22 protein-coding genes and 1 pseudogene are annotated in these 20,678 nt (G+C 70.6%); 18 read left to right on the forward strand and 5 right to left on the reverse strand.

Annotated elements, in window-relative coordinates; genetic code table 11:
- Positions 1–307: 307 nt before the first annotated feature.
- Entirely contained in the window at positions 308–1,540 is a 1,233-nt protein-coding gene (locus tag OG788_RS42520) for a hypothetical protein (protein WP_406376237.1), read from the forward strand.
- A 287-nt stretch (positions 1,541–1,827) separates the two neighbouring features.
- Here OG788_RS42520 and OG788_RS42525 read toward each other — a convergent pair whose 3' ends face one another.
- A complete protein-coding gene (locus OG788_RS42525) occupies positions 1,828–3,405 on the reverse strand; it encodes an FUSC family protein (RefSeq protein WP_406376238.1) in 1,578 nt (525 codons plus the stop codon).
- 172 nt (positions 3,406–3,577) lie between these two features.
- Here OG788_RS42525 and OG788_RS42530 point away from each other — a divergent pair, with 172 nt between their 5' ends.
- Together OG788_RS42530 and OG788_RS42535 are read left to right on the forward strand one after the other, a co-directional pair.
- The gene (locus OG788_RS42530) at positions 3,578–4,081 is read left to right on the forward strand and encodes a MarR family winged helix-turn-helix transcriptional regulator (RefSeq protein ID WP_406376239.1); all 504 of its coding nucleotides are present in this window, start codon (positions 3,578–3,580) and stop codon (positions 4,079–4,081) included.
- An 11-nt stretch (positions 4,082–4,092) separates the two neighbouring features.
- Positions 4,093–5,442, forward strand: coding sequence for an alpha-amylase family glycosyl hydrolase (locus OG788_RS42535; RefSeq protein ID WP_406376240.1), 1,350 nt, complete (start codon positions 4,093–4,095; stop codon positions 5,440–5,442).
- 189 nt (positions 5,443–5,631) lie between these two features.
- On the opposite strand, the gene OG788_RS42540 is transcribed toward OG788_RS42535, so the two are convergent.
- Complete coding sequence (locus tag OG788_RS42540) at positions 5,632–6,033, reverse strand: winged helix-turn-helix transcriptional regulator (RefSeq protein WP_406376241.1); 402 nt, start codon at positions 6,031–6,033, stop codon at positions 5,632–5,634.
- Positions 6,034–6,131: 98 nt separating this feature from the next.
- Between OG788_RS42540 and OG788_RS42545 the strand changes: the two genes are divergently transcribed.
- The 8 genes and pseudogenes from OG788_RS42545 (at position 6,132) to OG788_RS42580 (ending at position 11,289) form a co-directional block, all read left to right on the forward strand.
- Positions 6,132–6,785, forward strand: a complete 654-nt coding sequence (locus OG788_RS42545; protein WP_406376242.1) for an NADPH-dependent F420 reductase — start codon at positions 6,132–6,134, stop codon at positions 6,783–6,785.
- Between the two features lie 89 nt (positions 6,786–6,874).
- Positions 6,875–7,108 (forward strand): annotated as a pseudogene (locus tag OG788_RS42550) (IS5/IS1182 family transposase); the annotation flags it as partial.
- A gap of 97 nt (positions 7,109–7,205) precedes the next feature.
- Positions 7,206–8,204 (forward strand): RNA polymerase subunit sigma-70, encoded by a 999-nt coding sequence (locus tag OG788_RS42555; protein ID WP_406376243.1) that lies wholly within the window; start codon positions 7,206–7,208, stop codon positions 8,202–8,204.
- Between the two features lie 5 nt (positions 8,205–8,209).
- On the forward strand, positions 8,210–8,506 hold the full coding sequence (locus OG788_RS42560) for a hypothetical protein (RefSeq protein ID WP_406376245.1): 297 nt from the start codon (positions 8,210–8,212) through the stop codon (positions 8,504–8,506).
- A 5-nt stretch (positions 8,507–8,511) separates the two neighbouring features.
- Positions 8,512–8,973: a DUF6069 family protein gene (locus OG788_RS42565; protein WP_406376990.1), complete on the forward strand. Its 462-nt coding sequence runs from the start codon at positions 8,512–8,514 to the stop codon at positions 8,971–8,973.
- A gap of 156 nt (positions 8,974–9,129) precedes the next feature.
- Complete coding sequence (locus tag OG788_RS42570) at positions 9,130–9,747, forward strand: TetR/AcrR family transcriptional regulator (RefSeq protein WP_406376246.1); 618 nt, start codon at positions 9,130–9,132, stop codon at positions 9,745–9,747.
- A gap of 236 nt (positions 9,748–9,983) precedes the next feature.
- Positions 9,984–10,208 (forward strand): hypothetical protein, encoded by a 225-nt coding sequence (locus tag OG788_RS42575; protein WP_406376247.1) that lies wholly within the window; start codon positions 9,984–9,986, stop codon positions 10,206–10,208.
- Positions 10,209–10,290: 82 nt separating this feature from the next.
- Positions 10,291–11,289, forward strand: coding sequence for a patatin-like phospholipase family protein (locus OG788_RS42580; RefSeq protein ID WP_406376248.1), 999 nt, complete (start codon positions 10,291–10,293; stop codon positions 11,287–11,289).
- A gap of 73 nt (positions 11,290–11,362) precedes the next feature.
- Here the strand turns inward: OG788_RS42580 and OG788_RS42585 are convergent, their stop codons facing one another.
- Complete coding sequence (locus tag OG788_RS42585; RefSeq protein ID WP_406376991.1) at positions 11,363–12,004, reverse strand: DNA alkylation repair protein; 642 nt, start codon at positions 12,002–12,004, stop codon at positions 11,363–11,365.
- 510 nt (positions 12,005–12,514) lie between these two features.
- Here OG788_RS42585 and OG788_RS42590 point away from each other — a divergent pair.
- From OG788_RS42590 to OG788_RS42600, 3 genes are all read left to right on the forward strand, one after another.
- Positions 12,515–13,945 carry an FG-GAP and VCBS repeat-containing protein gene (locus tag OG788_RS42590; RefSeq protein ID WP_406376249.1) on the forward strand — a complete coding sequence of 477 codons (1,431 nt, stop codon included), beginning with the start codon at positions 12,515–12,517 and terminating at the stop codon, positions 13,943–13,945.
- An 87-nt stretch (positions 13,946–14,032) separates the two neighbouring features.
- Positions 14,033–14,296 carry a DUF6194 family protein gene (locus OG788_RS42595; protein ID WP_406376251.1) on the forward strand — a complete coding sequence of 88 codons (264 nt, stop codon included), beginning with the start codon at positions 14,033–14,035 and terminating at the stop codon, positions 14,294–14,296.
- Positions 14,265–14,573 carry a DUF6194 family protein gene (locus OG788_RS42600; RefSeq protein WP_406376252.1) on the forward strand — a complete coding sequence of 103 codons (309 nt, stop codon included), beginning with the start codon at positions 14,265–14,267 and terminating at the stop codon, positions 14,571–14,573. The genes OG788_RS42595 and OG788_RS42600 overlap by 32 nt, the downstream gene beginning before the upstream one ends.
- A gap of 191 nt (positions 14,574–14,764) precedes the next feature.
- Here the strand turns inward: OG788_RS42600 and OG788_RS42605 are convergent, their stop codons facing one another.
- Positions 14,765–15,193: an organic hydroperoxide resistance protein gene (locus OG788_RS42605; RefSeq protein ID WP_351544787.1), complete on the reverse strand. Its 429-nt coding sequence runs from the start codon at positions 15,191–15,193 to the stop codon at positions 14,765–14,767.
- A 99-nt stretch (positions 15,194–15,292) separates the two neighbouring features.
- Between OG788_RS42605 and OG788_RS42610 the strand changes: the two genes are divergently transcribed.
- The 4 genes from OG788_RS42610 to OG788_RS42625 all read left to right on the forward strand — a co-directional run bounded on the left by OG788_RS42610 (position 15,293) and on the right by OG788_RS42625 (position 18,487).
- Entirely contained in the window at positions 15,293–16,252 is a 960-nt protein-coding gene (locus OG788_RS42610; RefSeq protein ID WP_406376253.1) for an LLM class flavin-dependent oxidoreductase, read from the forward strand.
- Positions 16,249–16,947, forward strand: coding sequence for an alpha/beta fold hydrolase (locus OG788_RS42615; RefSeq protein ID WP_406376254.1), 699 nt, complete (start codon positions 16,249–16,251; stop codon positions 16,945–16,947). Before OG788_RS42610 ends, OG788_RS42615 begins: the two co-directional genes overlap by 4 nt.
- A gap of 9 nt (positions 16,948–16,956) precedes the next feature.
- Positions 16,957–17,643 (forward strand): winged helix-turn-helix transcriptional regulator, encoded by a 687-nt coding sequence (locus OG788_RS42620; RefSeq protein WP_406376255.1) that lies wholly within the window; start codon positions 16,957–16,959, stop codon positions 17,641–17,643.
- A gap of 136 nt (positions 17,644–17,779) precedes the next feature.
- On the forward strand, positions 17,780–18,487 hold the full coding sequence (locus OG788_RS42625; protein WP_406376256.1) for a hypothetical protein: 708 nt from the start codon (positions 17,780–17,782) through the stop codon (positions 18,485–18,487).
- Positions 18,488–18,992: 505 nt separating this feature from the next.
- Here OG788_RS42625 and OG788_RS42630 read toward each other — a convergent pair.
- On the reverse strand, positions 18,993–20,411 hold the full coding sequence (locus OG788_RS42630) for a S8 family serine peptidase (protein WP_406376257.1): 1,419 nt from the start codon (positions 20,409–20,411) through the stop codon (positions 18,993–18,995).
- Between the last annotated feature and the right edge of the window lie 267 nt (positions 20,412–20,678).

Here is a 20,678-nt window from a genome sequence, read left to right on the forward strand (position 1 = left end):
TCGCGGCGGACACCGTGATGGCTGCCAACAGCCGTTGGTCGAGCAGGCCGCCGAGGTGGACACCTGGCGGGAGGAACTGGCGGTCGCGGAACGGGACCTGCGGCGTCATCGCGGCCACCGCCGAGACGGCGACACGCTTTCAAGAGGCAAGAGGCAAGAGGCAAGAGGCAAGAGGCAAGAGGCAAGAGGCAACAGGCAACGGCAACAGGCAAGAGGCAAGAGGCAACAGGCAACGGCAACAGGCAGGAGGCACCTGGTGCTCGCGACGACGTAGGGCCAGGCCGGGCCAGGTCGTACAATCCCGCGAATGCCGATACCACGCGTCACCAGCAAGGTCGCCCTCGTTGCCGTTGCGGCGCTGCTCGCCGGGTGCGGCAGGGAGGGGGCGAACCCGGCCGATCCGGCGCCGAGCGGCTCCCGTACCAGTGAGGCACCCGTCCACCGGGCGTGGGCGTACGAGTACGTCTCCGACGCCGACCCCGTCGGCAATCAGGTGCTCGACATCGCCGCCGTGTCCCAGCGCGAGGCCTGGGCCGTCGCGGCGCTGCACGAAGCCGGCGGCTCAGGCGCGCGGATGCAGATGCTCCGGTTCGAGGGCTCACGGTGGCAGCAGTACGACCTGTCCTCCGATCTCCGTGACGCACTCGGCAGCGGCACGCTCGGTTCGCCGACTCTGCACGCCGGCGCGGGCAGCGCCTGGCTGTTCGCGCGCGTCGACCACGGGCCGGGCACGCACTCCACTCCGATCGCCGCCCGGTTCGACGGCACCCGCTGGCTGCCCGTCGCGCTGCCCGAGGACAGCGACATGGCCGGCGTCGCGGTGCTCGGCCCCTCGGACATCTGGGCGCTCGGGAAGCCCAAGCAACGTAAGGCCTGGCACTGGGACGGGCGCGGCTGGACCGCCACCCGACTGCCGCTGGAGGCACAGGCCATCACGACGGAGACCGTCGGCGGGGACCTCCGGGTGGCCGGGAACATTCCCGACCCGGAGGCGGACAAGGCGGACGAGTCGGATCCGGACCATCCGAAGCCGCGCCGCCTTCGGCTCGCGGCCGCGCGCTGGGACGGGCGGAAGTGGCGCGAGGAGCGGATGCCCGACGTCGAGACGCCGGACGCGAGGTTTCCCGGCTGCCGGACGCACATACAGACGCTCGTCGCGCGAGGAGCCGACGACGTCTGGGCCATGGGGATCGAGTACGGCCCGTACACCGGGACCAGATACGCGCCTCCGGGCGACCGTCCCTGCGCTCTGCACTGGGACGGCAAGCGGTGGAGCAAGTCGCATGCACTACCGGCGGGGATCCTCGACGCGAAGAGGGTGCGCGGCGAGAACGGGAAGGTGAGCCGCATCGCACGGCCGCCCTACGTCACCGGGATCACCGGGAAGGTCACCGAGGTCGACAGGAAACAGGCGTTCCGGCTGGCCGAGATCGCCCCGGTTCCGGGGACCGATGAGGCATGGGGCGTCGGCACGGCCGAACTCGGAGCGTTCGGTGACGCGAACTTCAGCCGCGCCGTGATCGTGCGGTACCGGCCCTAGTTCACCTCCAGCCGTCCAGCCGTCCAGCCGTCCAGCCGTCCAGCCGTCCAGCCGTCCAGCCGTCCAGCCGTCCAGCCGTCCAGCCGTCCCGCCACGGCTTCGGCTCGCTGCTGCCACTGCTGGCGGGCCTGTTCCAGGGTTCGCCATTGCCTTGACCTGCATCGCCCCGAACGGAACAGTTGCTCAGCCGTCGACCTAGGGGACAGCCTTGAACGAGTGTTGCCGAGGGCTGCGAGGGCATTTTCCTTGAATCCGTGGGGTGTTGAGGATCAGGGCGCGGCCCCCGGTCAGTTGGCCGCCGTCGCGGTCGTGTCGGACGTGGGTGTGGGTGCGGGTGCAGGAACGAACAACCCGCTGAGCACGCCGAGTTGGGTGTCGATTCCGTCGAGAGCTGCGAGAGCAGCGAGAGCAGCGAGGGTGGCGGTCTGGGTACATCGGCTGAGGGGAGCCGCGGCGTTGGCCGGCCGGAGCTGTTGCGACGGCTCGGCTCGCGGGGCGGAGAGCGGGGCCGGGCGGCGGCCGATGGCCCGGCGCAGGGCGATCGCATGCGCCGCGATCTGAGTACGCCGTACCGTCACGGCCGGGTCGGCGGTGACGGCGTCCGGGGTCGCCTGGATGGCCAGGACGAGGTCGTCGACAGGGTTGCCGCAGCACCGAACCGCTGTCAGGGACCGGAGCGTGAACGGGTCGGGGTGCCAACGAGGGGACAGTATCCGGGTCTTGGGGAGAGCGGCCTGGATGCGCATCGGGGCGGTCGCGGTTCCCAACTGCTGGACGAGGTAGGTGAAACGAGCCTGCGCCATGCGGACAGCCGGGCCGTCGCGCCAGTCGGCTTCCATCAGTTCGCCCAGGCCCGAGAGCGCCGCGGCCGTGCGTGCTCGTATCACTGCCCCGGTGCGGACGGGCAGGACCAGCCAGGAAGCCGCCACGCCGAGTACGGCGCCGACCGCGATTCCTGCCAGCCGGGTGTGCAGAAGGTCTCCGGGACTCTGCCCGAGCCAGTCGTAGAACAGCGAGAGTACGGCGGTGACGCAGCCCGCCCAGTAGGCGTAGCCGAGTTCACGCAGCCATGTGGCCACGGCCAGTACGACGAAGATGACGACGACCGCGGTGTCCGACCGGGGTCCGAACAGTCCGGAAACGGTGCCGGCCACCACCGTGCCGCCCGCGGCGCCGAGCGTTCGCCACGTCCCCTTGAGCAGTACGTCCCCGCGGCTGCGCGCACCGCTGCACACCAGGAATGCCGTGAGCACCACCCACGCCCAGTGCTCCGGCCACAGAAACCGTCCGATCACGAACGCGGCGGTCGACGCGGCCGCCATCTGCAACGCCATCCGGGTGCCGGCCGGGATCCGGCGGCGCGCCGCGCGGGCCACCGCGGTCACCCTCGTGGAGGGTGGCCGCGGCACGAGACCGGTGTGCTGTGCCGTCCACGTCAGCACGGTTCCCCAGACGACCGCCACCAGCGCCGTTACCGCCGCCCATAGCGAGTGCTCGTGCCCGCTCACGGGCCCTGTACCCGAGGGCGCCACGAGTACCGCGACGAGCGGGAGAACGACGAGCGTGCCCGCCCGGGTGGCGCGCGCTCCGAACCGGCGGACCCAGATCGCCGCCGTGACCCCCAGGACGAACACCGTGTCACCCGCGAGGGGGTGCCGCTGGATCAAGGTGCTCAGCTCTGTCCCTCCCGCCGCCGCGCAGGGCAGCACGGTGCAGGCCAGCAGTCGGTCGGCTCGATCGAAGAGGCGTTGTACGCGGCCGAGCGCCGAGGCGATCACCACGGCCTGCACCAGGCTGTCCACGCGCAGCCCCGCCTCGTGCTCGACGAACAACGCCCAGCCGTACGTACCCAGCACGGTGGCCATGGCCACGGCGGTCGCGCGCAGGTGCGTCCCCCGCGGGTCGAAGTGCAACGCACGACTTGCCGACCTGAGAAAGGTACGCAGCACGTAGAATCACCGCCGAGGGATTCCCGGGAATGGGGCATTGGAGGAATCGAGGCTCCAGCCATATCGTAAGTGCTACCTTAACAATGTGATGGGAGAGCGAACAGAGCACGGTGACGCGGAACGAACGGCGCCCGAGGGGCGGGACAGCCGGGCGTCCGCCGAGATCCGGACCGGCGTCATCCGGCTCGCGCGCAGACTGAGTGCCGAGCGCCCCGCGGACGGGCTCAGCCTCAACAAGAGCAGCGTGCTCGGTCACCTGCACCGCAACGGCGCCATGCCGGCCGGCGCGCTGGCCGCCGCCGATCACCAGCAACCCCAGTCTCTGACGCGGGTCTTCGCCGATCTCGAACAGGAAGGTCTGATCAGCCGGACGCGCGACACTCAGGACGGGCGGCAGCGCGTGCTGCAACTGACCGACGCGGGCCGAGAGGCCCTCGCCCGTGACATGGCACAGCGCGACGCGTGGCTCGACGTCGCCCTGGTCGACCTCACCGAGACGGAGCGTCAGGTCCTGCTGCTCGCCGCCCGCCTGATGAACCGCCTCGCGGACTCCCCGACCGCCGCGCCCGGCCCCACGACCCGACCCCACTGACGGAGGCTGCCGTGTCCTGGTCCGACCATGCCATCTGGTGGCAGGTCCACCCGCTGAGTTTCCTCGGCGCGGAGCCGACCGCCCTGCCCACCGACGCACCTCCGCGGCACCGCCTGCCGGTCCTCGTCGACTGGCTGGACCATCTCGTCGGCCTCGGGTGCAACGGTCTCGCCCTGGGGCCGGTCTTCGCCGCCGAGACGCACGGCTACGACACGACCGACCACTTTCGCGTCGATCCCCGTCTGGGAACCGAGGACGACCTGCTCGAACTCGTCGAGCGGGCTGCGGCGCGCGGGGTTCGCATCCTGTTCGACGGTGTCTTCAATCATGTCGGCCGGTCCTTCGCCCCCTTCGTCGACGTGACGCGGCACGGCAGCGCTTCCCCGTACGCGGACTGGTTCGTGCCCGAGGGCGACGACTTCCGCACCTTCGAGGGGCACTCGCATCTGGTCGCCCTGAACCACGCGTCCCCCGCGGTCGCCGACCACGTCGTCGCCGTCCTCGACCACTGGCTCGAGCGTGGCATCGCCGGCTGGCGGCTGGATGCCGCCTACGCGGTTCCCCGGCCCTTCTGGCGCACCGTCACGGAACGAGTGCGTTCCCGCCACCCCGAGGCGTGGTTCAGCGGCGAGGTGATCCACGGCGACTACGCCGCGTACGTCACCGAAGGCGGACTGGACTCCGTGACGCAGTACGAGTTGTGGAAGGCGATCTGGAGCTCGCTCAACGACCGCAACCCGCACGAGCTGGCCTGGGCGCTCAAGCGCCACAACGCCATGGTCGGCACCTTCGCGCCGCAGACGTTCGTCGGCAACCACGACGTCACGCGCGTCGCCAGTCGGCTGCACGAGCCCCGCCACTTGGCGCACGCGCTGACCGTGCTGTTCACCGTCGGGGGGACGCCGTCCGTCTACGCGGGAGACGAGCGTGCGTGGCCGGGCGTCAAGGAGGAGCGCGCGGGCGGGGACGACGCCATCCGTCCCGCGTTCCCCGCCTCCCCGTCGGGCCTCGGTTCCGACGGTCTCCCCGTCGAGCGGCTTCACCGGACCCTGGTGGGCATTCGACGCCGCCACTCCTGGCTCGTACGCGCCCAGACCCGGGTTCACACCCTCGACAACACAGTCCTCAGCTACACACTCACCGCACCTGATTCCGGCTCCGCCGTCGCGGTCGCCCTCAACTTCGGCCTTGCTCCGGCCACCGCAGACATTCCGGCCGCTTCATGGACCTGTGCCGCGGGTGACGCCTCCGTCGAACCCGCCACGGGTTCCGTCTCCCTGCCCCCGCTGGGGTGGTTCATCGCCACGACATCGGGAGCGAACATCGCGGCCCGGCGGGCTGGTCACCTTTCTGGCCCGTGACGAGACGGACGACATCCGGGGCCAGGCCTTCACCGTGGACGGTGGTCGCGTGATCATGTGCAGCCCGGGCCGACGATCCCGGTGAACGGCGGCGAACGGAGAACAGCCGTGGGGCTGTGAAGTAGGGGGAAGACCTGGCCCGACGCACAGACCTGGCCCGACGCACCCGTGCGTCGGGCCGGCGGACCGCTACGGCTTCGCGGTCGCCTTCCCGTCCGATCGTGTTCGGGCCGCGCTCTCCTGGGCCTCGAGAAGCTCGTCGCCGTGCTCGACCGCCCAGCGCCCGAGCTCCCTCATCGGGCCCTCGACCAGACTCTGCCCCAGGCTCGTAAGGCTGTACTCGACACGAGGCGGTGCCTCGGCGTGGGCGTGCCGGCCGATCAGGCCGCCGGTGAGCAGGCGACGCAAGGTGTCCGTCAGGACCTTGTCGCTGATGCCGCCGATCGAGGCGCGCAGGACGCGGCGTCGGCGCGGTCCCTCACGGAGCGCCGCCAGTACGACGGGATCCCAGGTGTGGGCGAAGAGATCGGTGGCCGCGCGCAGACGACAATCGGCGACCAACTCGTAGCAGTGGGCTTCGTGTTCAGTCATCGCACCACCATCATCGCGCGCCGGTCACGCACTGATCGGTGCGTAACGCCCTCCCTACCGTAGCCACTCGACCGACAACTGGTGGAAAGGGAGCGGCGATGCGTATCGGGATCCTGGGAACGGGGACACTGGCGGCGGCACTGGGGGAGGGCTGGGCACGTGCGGGGCACGAGGTGGCGATCGGCGGACGCTCGTCGGTCGGGGCGGAGAACCTTGCCGAGCGGCTGGGCCACGGTGTGCTCGCCCTCTCGCCGCGCGAGGCGGTCACGGGGCGCGACGCGGTGCTGCTCGCCGTGACCTGGGACGGCGTCGAGGACATGCTGGAACTGGCGGGCGCCTCCGACGGCGTGCTCGAGGGGACGCCGCTGATCGATCCCACGAACGCTGTGACGCACGGTGTCGGCGCCCTCCTCACCGGCTACGGCGAGTCGATGGCGAGCCGGATCGCCGAGCTCGCTCCTGGAGCTCATGTCGTCAAAGCGTTTCATCTCTTTCCCGCCGACCAGTGGACGAGCTCACCGGTCGGCGGCCGATCCCCTGTGACCGTGGCGATGTGCGGGGACGATGCGGCCGCACTGGGCGTGGTCGGCGAGCTGGTCCGCGATGTCGGCGGGACGCCCGCGACCCTCGGAGCGCTGGATCGCGTCCGTCAGCTGGAGGAGGTGGCAGGTTTCGTCATCGGGCTGGCGTTCGCGGGCTTCGACCCCAACTCCGCCATCCCGCGCGTCCCTTCACCGGCTGCGACGAACTGAACCGCTGTCCACGCCGATCGGGGAGATCGGGGGTGACGCCCGTGCATCCGGCTGGGTCGAGGGCGAACATTGACGTGCTCCCTGGCGGCGGTTCCGTGCGTATCCCGTTCAAGCGACACCGCCACCGGCCGAAGCTGTCGTGCCGGCAGAAGGCCGCGAACGAGGCCCACGCCCGGATCCGCTGCCGCGGCGAACGCGCCGCCGCCACCTTCACGACCTGGAAAATCCTGGCCAAGCTGCGCCGCAGCCCTTCCGGGACGACCGTAAGGGTGCAGGCCATCCTCGTTCTCCACCACGTCGAAGACCCGACCAGCCAAGGATGAGAAACGCTCAGTCATGCCGACCGATCCTGGTGATGAGTTTTCGCGCCCGCACCCGTCACACCTACGACGGGACACGACGAGGCGGAAGGATGACGTGATGAGTGCGGACACGCGGCTGGAGGAGCTGGGCGTGAGCGGGCTGGGCGAGGTCGACGAGTCGGCGTTCTCGGGGCTGGCGGAGCGGCACCGGCGGGAGCTGCACGTGCACTGCTACCGGATGCTCGGGTCGTTCGAGGACGCCGAGGACACCGTGCAGGAGACGTTCCTCCGTGCCTGGCGGCGGCGGGAGACCTTCGAGGGGCGGTCGACGTTCCGGGCCTGGCTGTACCGGATCGCCACCAACGCCTGCCTCGACCTGCTCGCCAAGTGCCGCCCGGAGCCCGCGACCGGCGGCGAGGTGCTGTGGCTGCAGCCCTACCCGGACCGGCTGCTCGACGAGCTGCCCGCGGGTGACGCGGACGATCCGGAGACCGTCGCCGTCGCGCGGGAGACGATCGAGCTGGCGTACCTGGTCGCCGTCCAGCACCTCGCACCGCGCCCGCGGGCCGTGCTGATCCTGCGGGACGTGCTCGGCTGGCCGGCGAAGGACGTCGCCGAGCTCCTCGGGGACTCCGTCAACTCCGTGAACAGCGCGCTGCAGCGGGCCCGCGCCGGCATGCGGGAGCACCTGCCCGCCGAGCGGCAGGACTGGACCGGCGGCGAACAGGACGCCGGGACGCGCGAGCTGGTGCGCCGCTACACCGACGCCAGCGTGGCCACGGACATCGACCGGCTCGCCGCACTGCTACGGGACGACGCCCGCTGCTCGATGCCTCCCACGCCGGGCCTGTACGTCGGCCGCGAAGCGGTGGTGAACGACTGGATCGAGAGCGGCTTCGAGGGCATGAAGGGCCTGCGCACCGTCCTCACCTCGGTGAATCGGCAGCCCGCCGTCGCCTTCTACCTCTGGCAGAAGCGGGAGGGCGTGTACCTGCCGCTGACGATCGACGTCCTGCGCGTCACCGGCGGGGCGATCACCGAGATCGTCACGTTCCACGACGACCGGTTCCCGCGGCTCGGGCTGCCGGAACGCCTGCCGGCGGACGGCACGGAGTAGTCGCGGTGTGGACGCTCGCGCTGCGCGGTGGCGCGCGTGTCGCGGTGGTCGCGGCGGAGTGGTGCGAGGCGTTCGGCGTCGTCACCCGCGGGCGGGTGCAGCTGGAGCTGCGCGACGGCGAGCCCGGGCCGGTCCTGGGACGCGAAGCCGGGTTCTGGCTCCGCGGCACCGGCGTCCGCGCCCTGCGGAACCCCGGCCGTCGCACGGCGAGGGTGCGCATCTTCACCCCCGGGGCGAGGACCGTCACATGCCAGTCAAGACACTCCGTACCCCAGTTGCCGAATGACGGAGGAACGACGTGAACAGCATGAACGACGCCGGGGTCGGCGCGGGCCCGACATCGGGCCAGAGCGGCCGCACCCACCCACTCCGCGGGCTCGCCGGCACCGGCTTCATCGCCACGCTCGCAGCGTTGGTGGCCACCACCCTTGCCGCCGCGCTCGCCCAGGCCTTTGGCGTCGACTTCGAGGTCCCCGACGGTGGCGAGACGATCCCGTTGTCCGGGTTCGCCGTGGTGACCGGCTTCTTCTCGGTCGTGGGCATCGTCATTGCCGTCGCGCTTCATCGTTGGAGCGCTCGCCCCGCCGAGCGATTCGTGTGGACGGCAGTGTCGCTGACCGCGATCTCGTTGGTCCCGCCCCTCCTGTCCGGGGCAGACAGCGCCACCACCATCGCCCTTCTCGGGCTGCACCTCGTCCCTGCGACGGTGATGATCCCCACCCTGGCGCGGAGCCTCCGCGCCCGGACCGTTGGTCGATTCGAAAGCTGAGTCGGGTGTACGAAGAAGCAGGGGGCGGAGCGGCCGAACCCTCTTCCCGGCCGTCCGCTAGCCGTTGGCCAGTCGACGGACAGTGCAGGTAAAGTGGGGTTCGGCGGTGGCTGCTACGGCCCCATGAAGGCAAGACCTATGCGGGAGCAAGCGAGCGTGCTCAGGGATCGAGAGTGGGGTGCCCCCGCGGTCAGTCGATCCGCGCAGGCCGCGGCCACCCGGCAACAGATCGTCGAGACGGCGCAGCGCCTCTTCGCAGACCGTGGCTACCAGTCGACCTCGTTGCAGGCCATCGCGAACGACATGGGTCTCACCAAGGCAGCTGTCTACTACCACTTCCGAACCAAGGCGCAGATCCTCCAGGCCTCGCTCGATCCGGTGGTCGAGGAAATGACGGTGCTTCTGGACGAGTTGGCGGGCATGACATCGCGCAGGGAGAGGCTGGACGCGTACGCGGTCGGCTGGGTCGACTTCCTGGTGCGCAACCGTGAACTCGGAACCATGCTCCTGCACGATCCTGAGATTCGGGCCGCCAGTGTCTACGCCGAGAACGACGGGCGCAGGCGTCGCATCCTGCGGGTTCTGTTCGGCAGCTCACCCACACCGGCGGAACGCATGGCCTATGTGATGTGCGTGTGGATGCTGGAGGGGCTCGGCGAACTGTCCGACCTCTCGGACGATGATCTACGGGCCACCCTTCTCCTGACCGCCCGAGGTCTCCTCGCCGTTCCCGGCGAAGCGAAGTCCGGCGAAGCGACATCCGACGAGGCGTGAGTCGACGTCCGTGAAGCCGGCGGCCGGGCGGACCCGAATCCGGGAGATCTGGCACCGATTGCCGATTGCCGATTGCCGATTGTCGACCGGCGACGGGCTCGGGGTCACGCACGTGCTCCGACACTGCCTGGACAGCCGCAGCGAGCAGCGTGAATCTCTTCGCTAGCCGATGGCTAGTGAGTGGCTACTCGCTGGTAAAGTGAGTGCGGGTTCGTGAGATCGAGGGGCGAAGGGCGATGGTGCGGGTGGTGGGCATGCCGTTGCAGAGCCGCGTGCCGCGCAGGTTGCCCGGCACGCGAGGTTTCTCTCGCCTTGCCGTCGCGGAGACCATCAGCGCCGATGCCGCGGATCGGACCGCCGAGAGCCGCCTCGGCCGGAAAGTACGCCGCGCCCTGTTGAGCTCGGCCAAGGCCGCCGTCACCCACGATGTCGGCGCAGCCGCCCTGACGACCAAGCGGTGATCCGGCCGGCGCTCGTGCCGTGCCGTCCCGACCCTGTGCGCAGACACCGCACCCGAGCAGTCCCTCTGGAGCCCTGACCGAGATGACGACGACCGCCACCAGTTCCGCCGCGACGCCCGGGCCCGAGCAGCCGCACCCGGTATGGGGCGTGCTCACCGAACGAGCGAGGGTCGGCAGCCGGCCCGGCGCACGTGCCGACGGGCACCGGGTCGCACTGGCCATCGAGGGCGGCGGGATGAGGGGAATCATCGCTGGCGGGATGGCCCTGGCACTGCACGAACTCGGGCTGACCAACAGTTTCGACGCCGTCTACGGTGCCTCTGCCGGAGCCGCCTCCGGGGCGTGGCTGCTGAGCAGCAGCCCGGAATCACTGCGTTTCTGGGCGGTGCCCAAGTACGCGAGGACGCTGATCCGGCGCTCCAACCCGCTGCGGGGGCGGCCGCTCGTGGACCTGCACGCCTTCTACGAGGTGCTCTACCGCTACGGCGACCAGGACTGCGCGCCGATGGACTTCGCGTCGATCCTGGCCAACGACGTCGAGTACCACCCGCTGGCCACCGACGCCGCCACCGGCGATTCCACCGACCTGCGGCCTTTCATCGACGACGACGCGGAATTGCGCCTGGCGCTGCGGGCCAGTGCCGCCCTGCCGCTGCTGGCGGGCGACCCCGTGACGCTGCGCGGGCGCCGGTTCTACGACGCGGGCGTCTCGGAATCCGTGCCGTACCGGACCGCACTGGCTCAGGGCGCGACCCATGTCATGGTGCTGCGATCCCGGCGTGCGACCGACGTCGCGCGGCCGTCGCGCTCCGCACCGATCATCGCCAGGGCTTTCCTGCGCCGTGAGCCCGTGGCCTTGCGCCAGGTGTTCCTCGACCGCGAAACACGCCTGGCCGAGGACGATGCCCGCCTGGCCCACCACTCGGCCGTCGTCTCGATCCGCCCCGCCGCGGACTCGCCGTCGGTCGGCCGCCTGGCCCGCGAGGGCGACCTCCTCGAAACCGCGTTGGAAGCGGGACGCGCCGCGGTCCACGAGGCCTACAGCGGCCTGAGCGACGCCCGAACGCCCAGCGGCGACTGACCGATGGGCGGTCCCTGGCCGCTTCGGTCGCTTGATGCCCGTGTCCGGCGGCCTCGGTTGTCTGCCCTCCGGCTCAGGCGTCCTGCCGGCGCACCATCTCGGTGATCCAGACCGGTGCGAAGGGGGACGTGCAGCCCGGGGACGTCGGGTAGTCCTTGAGCACTTCCAGGCGCTCACCGATGGCGATGGCACGGGCGCGGTGCTCGGCGTGCTCGATCCCGATCTGAGCCAGGCAGTGGTTCATCGCCCACTGCAGGCGATCGGGGGCATCTTTCATCTCTGCCTCGATGACGTCGAGCAGTCCCGGGAGGTCGAGTCCCTCGGGCTTCTTCGCCAAGCGCTCGGTGGTCAGCGCCCAGCCGGCACTGGCGACCGCGGGATCCGGATCGGCGGACCAGGCCAGGCGCAGCTCCTCGGAGTGCGGGATCTTCTTCACCACGTAGTTCACGAGCCAGTCGTGCACCTTGGGTGCGCGCGCCTCGCGCACCATGGCGTCCAACTCGTCACGCCCGAACGCCTTCGGACGGCAGATCAGGATCGCCAGCAGTCTCGCCGCGGTGTCATCCGTCTCCCAGAGCCGGCACGCGAGTTCCTGCTGCGTCTTCAGTCGCTTCGCGAGCGCGCGCAGCTTGCTGAGGTTCACCCCGTGATCGTCACCGTGCTTCTCGTTCACCGCGCGTGCCTTGGGGTCCTCGAGCTCGGCCAGCTCGGCCATCACCTCGGCCACCGTCGTCTCGGCCACCTCAGCCTCCTGTTCACCATCGACGACATGCAGCGTACGAGGCAGGTCGGGCTCTTGCCGTACAGGCCGGTGCGAGATGCTGTCCGCCCGCGTGAGCGAGGCCGCGGGCGACGACTGCTCCACCGCAACCCGGGGGCCACCGGACTTCGAACTTCGAGACCAGGTCCGCGAGCCGCTGATCTGCACACCGCGCGACGTCACCGGATGTTCGCCACCGAGTCTGTCGCGGGCGGGCTTCCCGCCCCGGTCAGCCATCTGTCCGGGCGGCGGGGGAGGCCGCTGTCACCCCGGCGGAATTGCCGATCGGCGGCAACCTTTCCGACCTGCCGGTGGTCCAGAGTGTGTTTCGGCATCGTCGAAGTGCGAGGTCTCATGGAGCGGCTGGTGCGAGTGCCACGGAAGGCGGAGATGCCGGTGCGGTCGGCGGTCCCCAAAGTCGACAGGCATCTCGGTACGCGGCACAGGCGTCGACCTCCGACCCTCATGGCAGGTCGCGTCGTCGGCCGCCCATGGAGATTCGCCGCAGCGGCGTTGGCAGCCGTGCTGCTGGGGGCCGGGTGCAGCACCGATCAGCGTCCGGTCGACGGCGACAGCGGCAACGGGCGGCGACAATCGGCCCGCTCCCAGGGCGAGCGGCCGCCGACCCGCTCCCAGGGCGAGCGGCCGTCGGCAGGGAAGCCCTCGGAGCGACCTCGGTCCGGAGATCTCAACGGCGACGGCTACGACGACTTCGCCGCGATGGTGGCGGGCCCGAGCCTGGTCGTGGTGTACGGCTCGGCGGACGGACTCGATCCGCGCCGGCGCACCGTGTTCCCGCAGCCGGCCTCGAAGACGGGGCCGGAGCAGGTGCAACTGTTCCGCGCCGATCTGGACCACGACGGCTACACCGATCTGGTCCAGGCCCCTGACCGACGCGGTCCGGCCGTGCTCCGGGGCGGGCCACGCGGTGTGGGCGACCCGCAGCCGCTCGCAGGGGCGCCGAGAAGCCCCGCGGCCACCGGGGACTTCGACGGGGACGGCAACGCCGACCTGTTCATCCCAGGCGGCACCACGGGCCCGGAGGGCACGGTGTGGTTCGGCCCCGTCAAGCGCGGCGGCGCACCCGCCCGCGTCCAGAACCTGACCAACGGGCGCTGGCCGGACTCCCTTCCGGCCCGCTTCCTCGCCGGCGACTTCGACGGCGACAAGGCCACCGATCTGGCGCTGTGGTTCTACGGGACCGACCCGGACATGGAGAGCGACGGCGATGTGACCATCAGCGGTCTGCAGTATCTGCGGGGCGGCCCGCGAGGGCTGAAGCTCTCCGAGCGCCGCGATCGCCCGGACATCGGCCTGGAGGGGCAGCCGGGGGACGTGGACGGCGACGGCATCGACGATCTGTACACGGCGAGCTTCCTCGCGTATCGGAAGCAACTCGGTGCCGGCTACTGGCTGAGCACCCGGTCCGGGCCCGAGACCGGTGAGCGGGACGGGGTGAGTACGAGCCCTGCGTCAGGGCTGACGGACGAGCCGCAGTACGGGGGTATCGGCGGCACCGCTCTCGGTGACGTCACCGGCGACGGCAGGGCCGATCTGGTCGTCTCGGCGACCGGCGCCAACAACAACAACGGTGTGGTCTGGCTGGTTCCCGATCTGCTCGCGGCGGAGGCCGGAGGCGTGCAGGCGGTGACCCTCGGCACCCCCGGCGTCCCGGGCAGCGACACCCCGCCCGCCGGCCGGGGCCCGACCCGCAATCGCATCACCGTCGTAGGCCCGCTGCTGGACACCGACGGTGACAAGCACCTGGACGTGGTGTTCGGTGCCCCGGGCTTCCTGGACGCGAAGAAGCGGGACCTTGACGCGTTCTGGGTCCTGCGCGGCACCGATGAGGGGATGAGATACCACCGCCACTTCACCGTCGAGGACCTCCGCTGAGACCCTCATGTCCGGGTCGCGGTCGCGGCAGCGAGGACGGCGCTGAGTGCGGCCGCCGCGTCGAGGAGGGGTCGGGAGCGAGTCGCGATGCTCGCCTCCCGGGCCGCCAGTGCGGCTCGGACATCTGCCGATCCGCGCCCGTGCCGCAGCTCGGGCTTCGACGGGGTCCTGGCCATCAGGCCGGGCCCCGACGACGGCTCACCAGAGATCAGTCGGGGAGACACGTTCTTCTTCTACTCGCCCGACGGCGTCGTGCCGAGGACGGCCCAGCCGTTCCCGACGATCGTGACGAAGAACGCCGAGGACGGCCCAGCCGTTCGTGACGATCGTGACGAAGAACTACCCGGGTGACGAAAGTTCGCGCCTGGAGCGCCCGGATATGTTCCGCGTCAACATCCCCGCCGGGAAGGAGGCGTTCATCGGCTGGACCGGCCACGCACCGGGCGGACCAGCCGGCGAGGACGACCCGAGCGTCACCGACGCCGTGATCGCCCACCCCGTGTACGGCTCAGTCGGCTGGCTCGCGGTGGTGAATCCGGGCAAGCGCACGGGCGAGGCAACCCGCGAGCTGCTCCGCACGGCCTGTCAACGCGCACGGGCGCGCCACGAGCGACGGCATGGCGCGTGAGTGGCGTACCGGGCTCATGAGGCTGCTCTGAAGTCCTTGCGGACGCGGGGGACCCAGATGCCCGGGACCTGAGTGGTCCAGGGATCGCGGGCGGGCCGTGTTCGGCCGGCGGTGGTCCGTTCGGTGCTGGTTGCGGGCCGGCGGTGTGCTGAGGCCCCGCTCCTCTCGTCGAGTGAGGAGCGGGGCCGGTGTCACAGGCGGGTGCCGTTCACCACCAGGGCGACGTCGATGTTGTCGCGCGTGGCGTTGGAGTACGGGCAGACCTGATGGGCCGTCTTGACCAGTTGGACCGCTTGCTCGTCCGTGATCGAGGCGAGCGAGATGCGCAGTTCGACGCCGAGTTGAAAGCGGCCGCCGTCGACCGGTACCAGGGATACCGACGAATCGATCTCCGCGTCGTCGGCCTTGAGCTCGGCGAACTGCCCGACCAGGGCGAGCGTCGTACCGAAGCAGGCGGCGTATCCGATCGCGAAGAGCTGCTCGGGGTTCGCCCCCTCACCGTCGCCGCCCAGCTCCTTGGGCTGCCGCAGATCCAGGTCCAGTCGCCCGTCGTTCGTGCGTCCGTGGCCGTTCCTGCCGCCGGCGACGTGCGCATGGGCCGTGTAGAGCGCTTTGGTCATCCTGACTCCCCTCAATGCTACCGAAATATGAATCTGACACTTCAAAAACAAGAAGTCAACGGCCTATGATCGGGACCCTCACGGCAACCGGGAGGGGACATGGCGGAACTGAAGATCGGCTACCTGCTGCCGACGCGCGACCAGTCCGTTAAGGGCGAGCACGAACCGGGCCGGCTCATCGCCCAGGCACGACGAGCGGAGCGACTGGGGCTGGACTCGGTCTGGGCCGGGGACAGCCCCGTCACCAGGCCGCGCGCGGACCCGCTGATGCTGTTGGCCGCCGCGGCCCAGGCCACCGAGCGGGTCGCGCTCGGCACGGCGGTGCTGCTGCCGGCGCTGCGCCATCCGATCCTGCTGGCGCATCAACTCGCCACCCTCGACCGGCTGTCGGAAGGACGGCTGATCGCGGGCATGGGCGGCGGGTTCCCGAACCCGAACACCCAGGCGCAGTTCTCTGCGGTCGGTATCGGATTCGCCCGCCGCATGAGCCGCATGGAGGAGTCGATCGACGCCATGCGGCGGCTCTGGTCGGGGGAGGCGGTGACGTACAAGGGCGAGCACTTCGCCTTCGACGACGTGCGGATCGAGCCTCCGCCGTCCCGTCCGGGAGGCCCGCCGATCTGGCTGGCGGGAAGCGGCGGACCGGCGCTGCGGCGCGTGGCCCGGCTCGCCGACGGCTGGCTCCCCTATCCGATCGACGCGACGACCTACGCCGAGGAGCGCGAGACCATCCAGGAGGCCATCGGGCAAGCGGCGACGCCCCGTTCGGTGACCCCCGCCCTGTACGCGACGCTCTGCCTGGACGACGCCCCGGAGAACGCGCGCCGCCGCCTGCGGACGAGCGTCGAGCGCTACTACGACGCACCGCTCGAGTTCGTCGCCTCCGTCCAGGCCATGTTCGCCGGTACCGCCCGCCAGGCCGCCGACTGGTTGAACGGCTACATCGCGGCCGGCGCCCGCCACCTCGTCATCCGCCTCGCGACCGACGACCACGACTCGGGACTGGAAGAGTTCGCCGACCGGGTGCTGCCTCTGCTGCGTGAGGAGGACGGCCGATGACCACGTTCGTCCTGGTCCACGGCGCCTGGCACGGTCCATGGGCCTGGGACCGGACCGTCCCCCTGCTGCACGCCGCCGGCGCGCGAACGCTCACCCCGGACCTGAGCACCGTCGGGGACCACGGGCTCCACGACCACGCCGGTACGGTCGTCGCTGCCCTCGACACCGTTCGGGAGGACGGCGACCTTGTGCTGGTCGGACACAGCTACGCGGGCCTGGTCGTCCGGGAGGCCGCCGACGCCCGGCCCGATCTCATCAGCCGCATCGTCCTCGTGGACGGATGGGCGGGCCCCGACGGTGCCAGCATGGTGAGCCTGGCTCCCGACGGCTTCGCCGACACGGTCCGTACGGCGGCAGAGAAGCTGGGGGACGGTTGGCGGATCCCCGCCCCGCCCCCGGAGGTGTTCGGCGTCGTCGACACCGACGACGCGGCCTGGCTGGCCGCGCGCATGGTCCCCCAACCGCTGCGCACGTTCACCGAACCCACGCGCCTGAGCGGGGCCGTCGACCGGATTCCCGGAACCGCCGTCCACTGCAGACCGCAGACCTACCCGTTCGACCGCTTCGGCGAGGCCGTCGGCTACCGGACCCACGTGCTGGACGGTCCGCACGACATCATGCTGACCGATCCGGAGCCGTTCGCCCGGATCCTCCTCGATGCCTCCTCCTTCAAGAAGGGGAAGCGTGAAGTCTAGAATGATGCAGTGGAACAGCGAACGTACAACCAGTACTGCGCCACCGCGCGCACCCTCGACCTCGTCGGCGAGCGCTGGACGCTGTTGCTGATCCGCGAGCTTCTGACCGGACCCAAGCGGTTCGGTGACCTCCAGGCCAGCCTCCGCGGCCTCGGCACCGGACTGCTGGCCGCCCGCCTCAAGCATCTGGAGCGCGAAGGACTGGCGCACAAGATCACGCTCCCTCCGCCCGCCCGGACCCCGGCCTACGCCCTCACCGAAGCCGGAGAAGAACTCGGCCCGGCGATCCTGGAGTTGGCCCGGTGGGGCCTGAAGTGGGCGATGGGTGAACGGCGCGCCACCGAGACGTTCCATCCGGGCTGGGCCGTGCTCGGCCTTCGAGCCTGCTTCGACACCGAGGCCGCCGCGGGACTCCACGCGGTGTACGAGTTCCGCATCGACGACGAGCTGTTCCACGCCCGGATCGATGACGGGGCGATCGAGGCGCTGCACGGACCGGCCCAGCGCCCGGACGCGACCGTCACGATCAGCCAGGAGGCGTTCCTCCGCCTCACCGGCCAGGGCTTCACGTTCGCCGAGGCGATCGAGACGGGTGCCGCGTCGGCATCCGGTGACAAGCAGGCTCTGCGCAGACTGGGAGACCTGTTCCGTCTGCCGCCCCCGCACACCCGTGCCCCGGACCAGCCGTCGTCCTGATCACGCCCTGATCCCACCACCTGGCGACGGCGGCTGCCGTGCCTGCGGTACGTCGCTGCTGTGCCGCTCTCCGGCGCCCGGGCACCGCCAAAATCGGGGATCGCCTTTTGTGCACAGGCCAAGGCAAGATGTGCCCATGGCGGAAGCAGCGGGTCCGAACACGTACGGCCCCGGAGAGTGGGCTGAGCGTCTGGGCTGGACGTACGGCTTGATAGCGCCCGACAACGTCGAGCGGGGTGCGGCGCTCGTCCGGCTGGACGAGGTCCGCGCAGAAGCCCAGAAGGCACACGCTGAGTACAACGAGTACTGGATCCAGGCGAGCAGGTCGGATGCGGAGACCTTGTTCCGAGCTCCGGAGGTCCTGGCGGCGCGCGCACGCGCGGACGATGTCGAGAGCCGTTGTCTGCCGGAAGCACTGTGGCTGACGAGACCCGCCGATGACATCAGGACGTCCCCGCAACTGTCTTTCGCCCTGCTCTTCCTGGAGTGGGAGGCGCGCTATCCGGAGGAGTGGACGGAGCACGCCAAGGCATGGGGCACGAAGCAATCCCTCATTCGGAGCGTGGCGGTGAGCGGCCACAGCGAGGCCGTCACAGAGAAGCTGATCGACCTCGTCGAACTCGTCGTGCAGCGGGCCTACCGCTGCAAGGACCGCGAGTACGTCCGGGTGGCCCGAGCCGTCGACGGGGATGAGCTGCGCACGAGGCTCAACTGGGCACGCCACTCGCACAACCCGTGGTCCCAACTCCACGCGGGCTACGTGCTCTGGCTCCTCGACCGTCCGGAGGTCCCCAACACGCTGCACGTCTGGAGGACTTGGCTCGCGGACACCCGAACCGGCTGACTCGAGGCACTCATTCAGGCTCGGGAACGGTGCGTGTGCTTGATATGGCTTGAGCTCGTCCATGCCGTCGCCGTGCTCGCCCGGGCCCGGCAAGACGCCGTCCGGGCCCGCGGCCAGGACCACAACAGGCTTCGTTCCCAGCTCCGAGAGTTCTACCCGGCGGTCCTCGGCGCCTTCGCCCAGCACAGGCACGGATGGGGTTCCAGGGAAGCGCGCAGCATCCTGGCCGCAGCACCGCCCCCCACCATGGCTGCGAAGCCGGCTATGACCAGGTGCCGATGTCCGGCGGCGGAATGTAGATGGGGGTGTCGGGACAACTGACGAACCCCTCGCCCGCACAACCGGCACGCACGTGCCGGTGACGCGGAGCGAAACGACCGTACGGGGGGTCACACCCTGGCAGGGGAGGGGTGTGACCCCCCTCAGGCATCCGACGCGTCGGCACATCGACGGCGCACGGCGCGTCTCCCAAGGCGCACACCGGTGTGCCCGTTTGCAGGCGGACCTAGTACCGGTCGGCGGTGACGAGGTGTCCGTAGTAGCGGCCGGGGATGGGGCGAAGGGGGTCGCCGAAGAAGCCGTAGCGAGGCTGCTTCGTGTTGGCCTTCTTCGCGTCGTTCACGATCGTGCGCAGATTCCGGCCCGGGCTGTCGGTGCCGCAGCGGCCCACGGAGACGCACAGCGCCGTCACTCCGGTGACCACTGGCGCCGAGAAGCTCGTACCGGCGACGAGCGCGAAGAAGCCGGGAGACAGGTAGGTGGTCTCCATGCAGTCTCCGGGCGCGGCCACCGCGTGCCGGCGGTCCGCCGCCGATGTGGCGAAGTTGCTGAATCCCAGCACTGCCTGGTCGTCCGCATCGCCGAGATCACCGAGATCTGTTCCGTAGCACACCGGTTCGGCCCTGCCGCCCGGGCGTCCGTCGAAGTCCGCCATGGCGGTGGCGGTGAGCACCTCGTCGTAGGCTGCGGGGATCGAGCCACGGAAGTCGGCGTGGTCGTTGCCCGCATTGACCACCAGGGTGACTCCTGCCCGCACTGCCGCGCAGACGGCCATGTGGAGGACGTCGTGGTCGACCGTTCCGCACTTGCCGTCGTCCGTTCCTGATCCGTCGATGCTCATGTTGGCGATCGTGATGTCGTTGGCGGGGTCGCCGTCGGTGCGGGTCGCGGTGACCCACTCGATCCCGCACAGAACGGCGGCGTCGGTCGCGTCCTCGGTGGCGCCGTCGAAGACGTTCACGGCCCACAGCGGGGTGCCGGGGGCGACGCCCACCGTCCCCTGCTCATCGTCCCGGGCACCCACCACGCCGGCCACCGCCGTGCCGTGCGGGGTCACGGGGGAGAGGCTGTTTCCCGGGACGACCGGCGAACCGGTGGAGCAGTCCACGCCGCCTCGCACGTTGAGGTCCGGGTGTCCCCCGGCGATGCCGTCGTCGATCACCGCGACATGGACGCCGACCGAGCCGCGGCCGTCGCCGGAACGCGCCGAGGACCGCTCGGCTTCGACGCGGTCCGCCCAGTTCGCCAGGCACTGGCCGGTCGCGCTTTCGGGCGTGCCGCATCGCACCGGCTTGGCCTCGGGGTGCGAGGCGGGCCGGTGGAAACCGCGTGACCGCTTCACGAACCGCACCCCCGGGTCACTTCCGAGCCTGGCGGCCTGATCCGGTGTCAGCTCGGCTGCGTACCCCTTGAACGCGTGGGAGTACACCCCCCTGACAGTGCCGCCGTGGGCCTTGACCTGAGCGGCCGAGGCCGCCTTCGGATCGCCCACCGAATCCTTGAGTACCACCACGTACTGCGCTGACGCGGCGGAGTGGGCGGACGGCACCGCGGGGGCGACCGCGGGGGCCGCGGGGGCGACTGCGGGGACCAGCAATGCCACGACCGACGTGGCCAGGATGACGGTACGCCTGAGACGGTTCACAAGGTCATACGTGCCCCGCCCACCACACGTCCCACGGTCCCTCACCCGGTCGGCGGCCGTCTCCGGCGAAACGTCACCTGCCGTTGCGCTGGGCAGATCCGGGTGACGGCCCTCCGTGCCCGGGCCACCGACGTCGCCCGCAACCCAAACGCCCGTAGACCAGAGCGCACCGGAACAGGAGAGCCTCGCTACCCGGCCCACCACGTCGTCGCACCGTCCGGTGAAGAAGAGGGCCGCCCCGTCCCCCGACACCGACCCGCGCTTCCC

This window comes from Streptomyces sp. NBC_00647 (assembly GCF_045207245.1).
Taxonomy (GTDB): Bacteria; Actinomycetota; Actinomycetes; order Streptomycetales; family Streptomycetaceae; genus Streptomyces.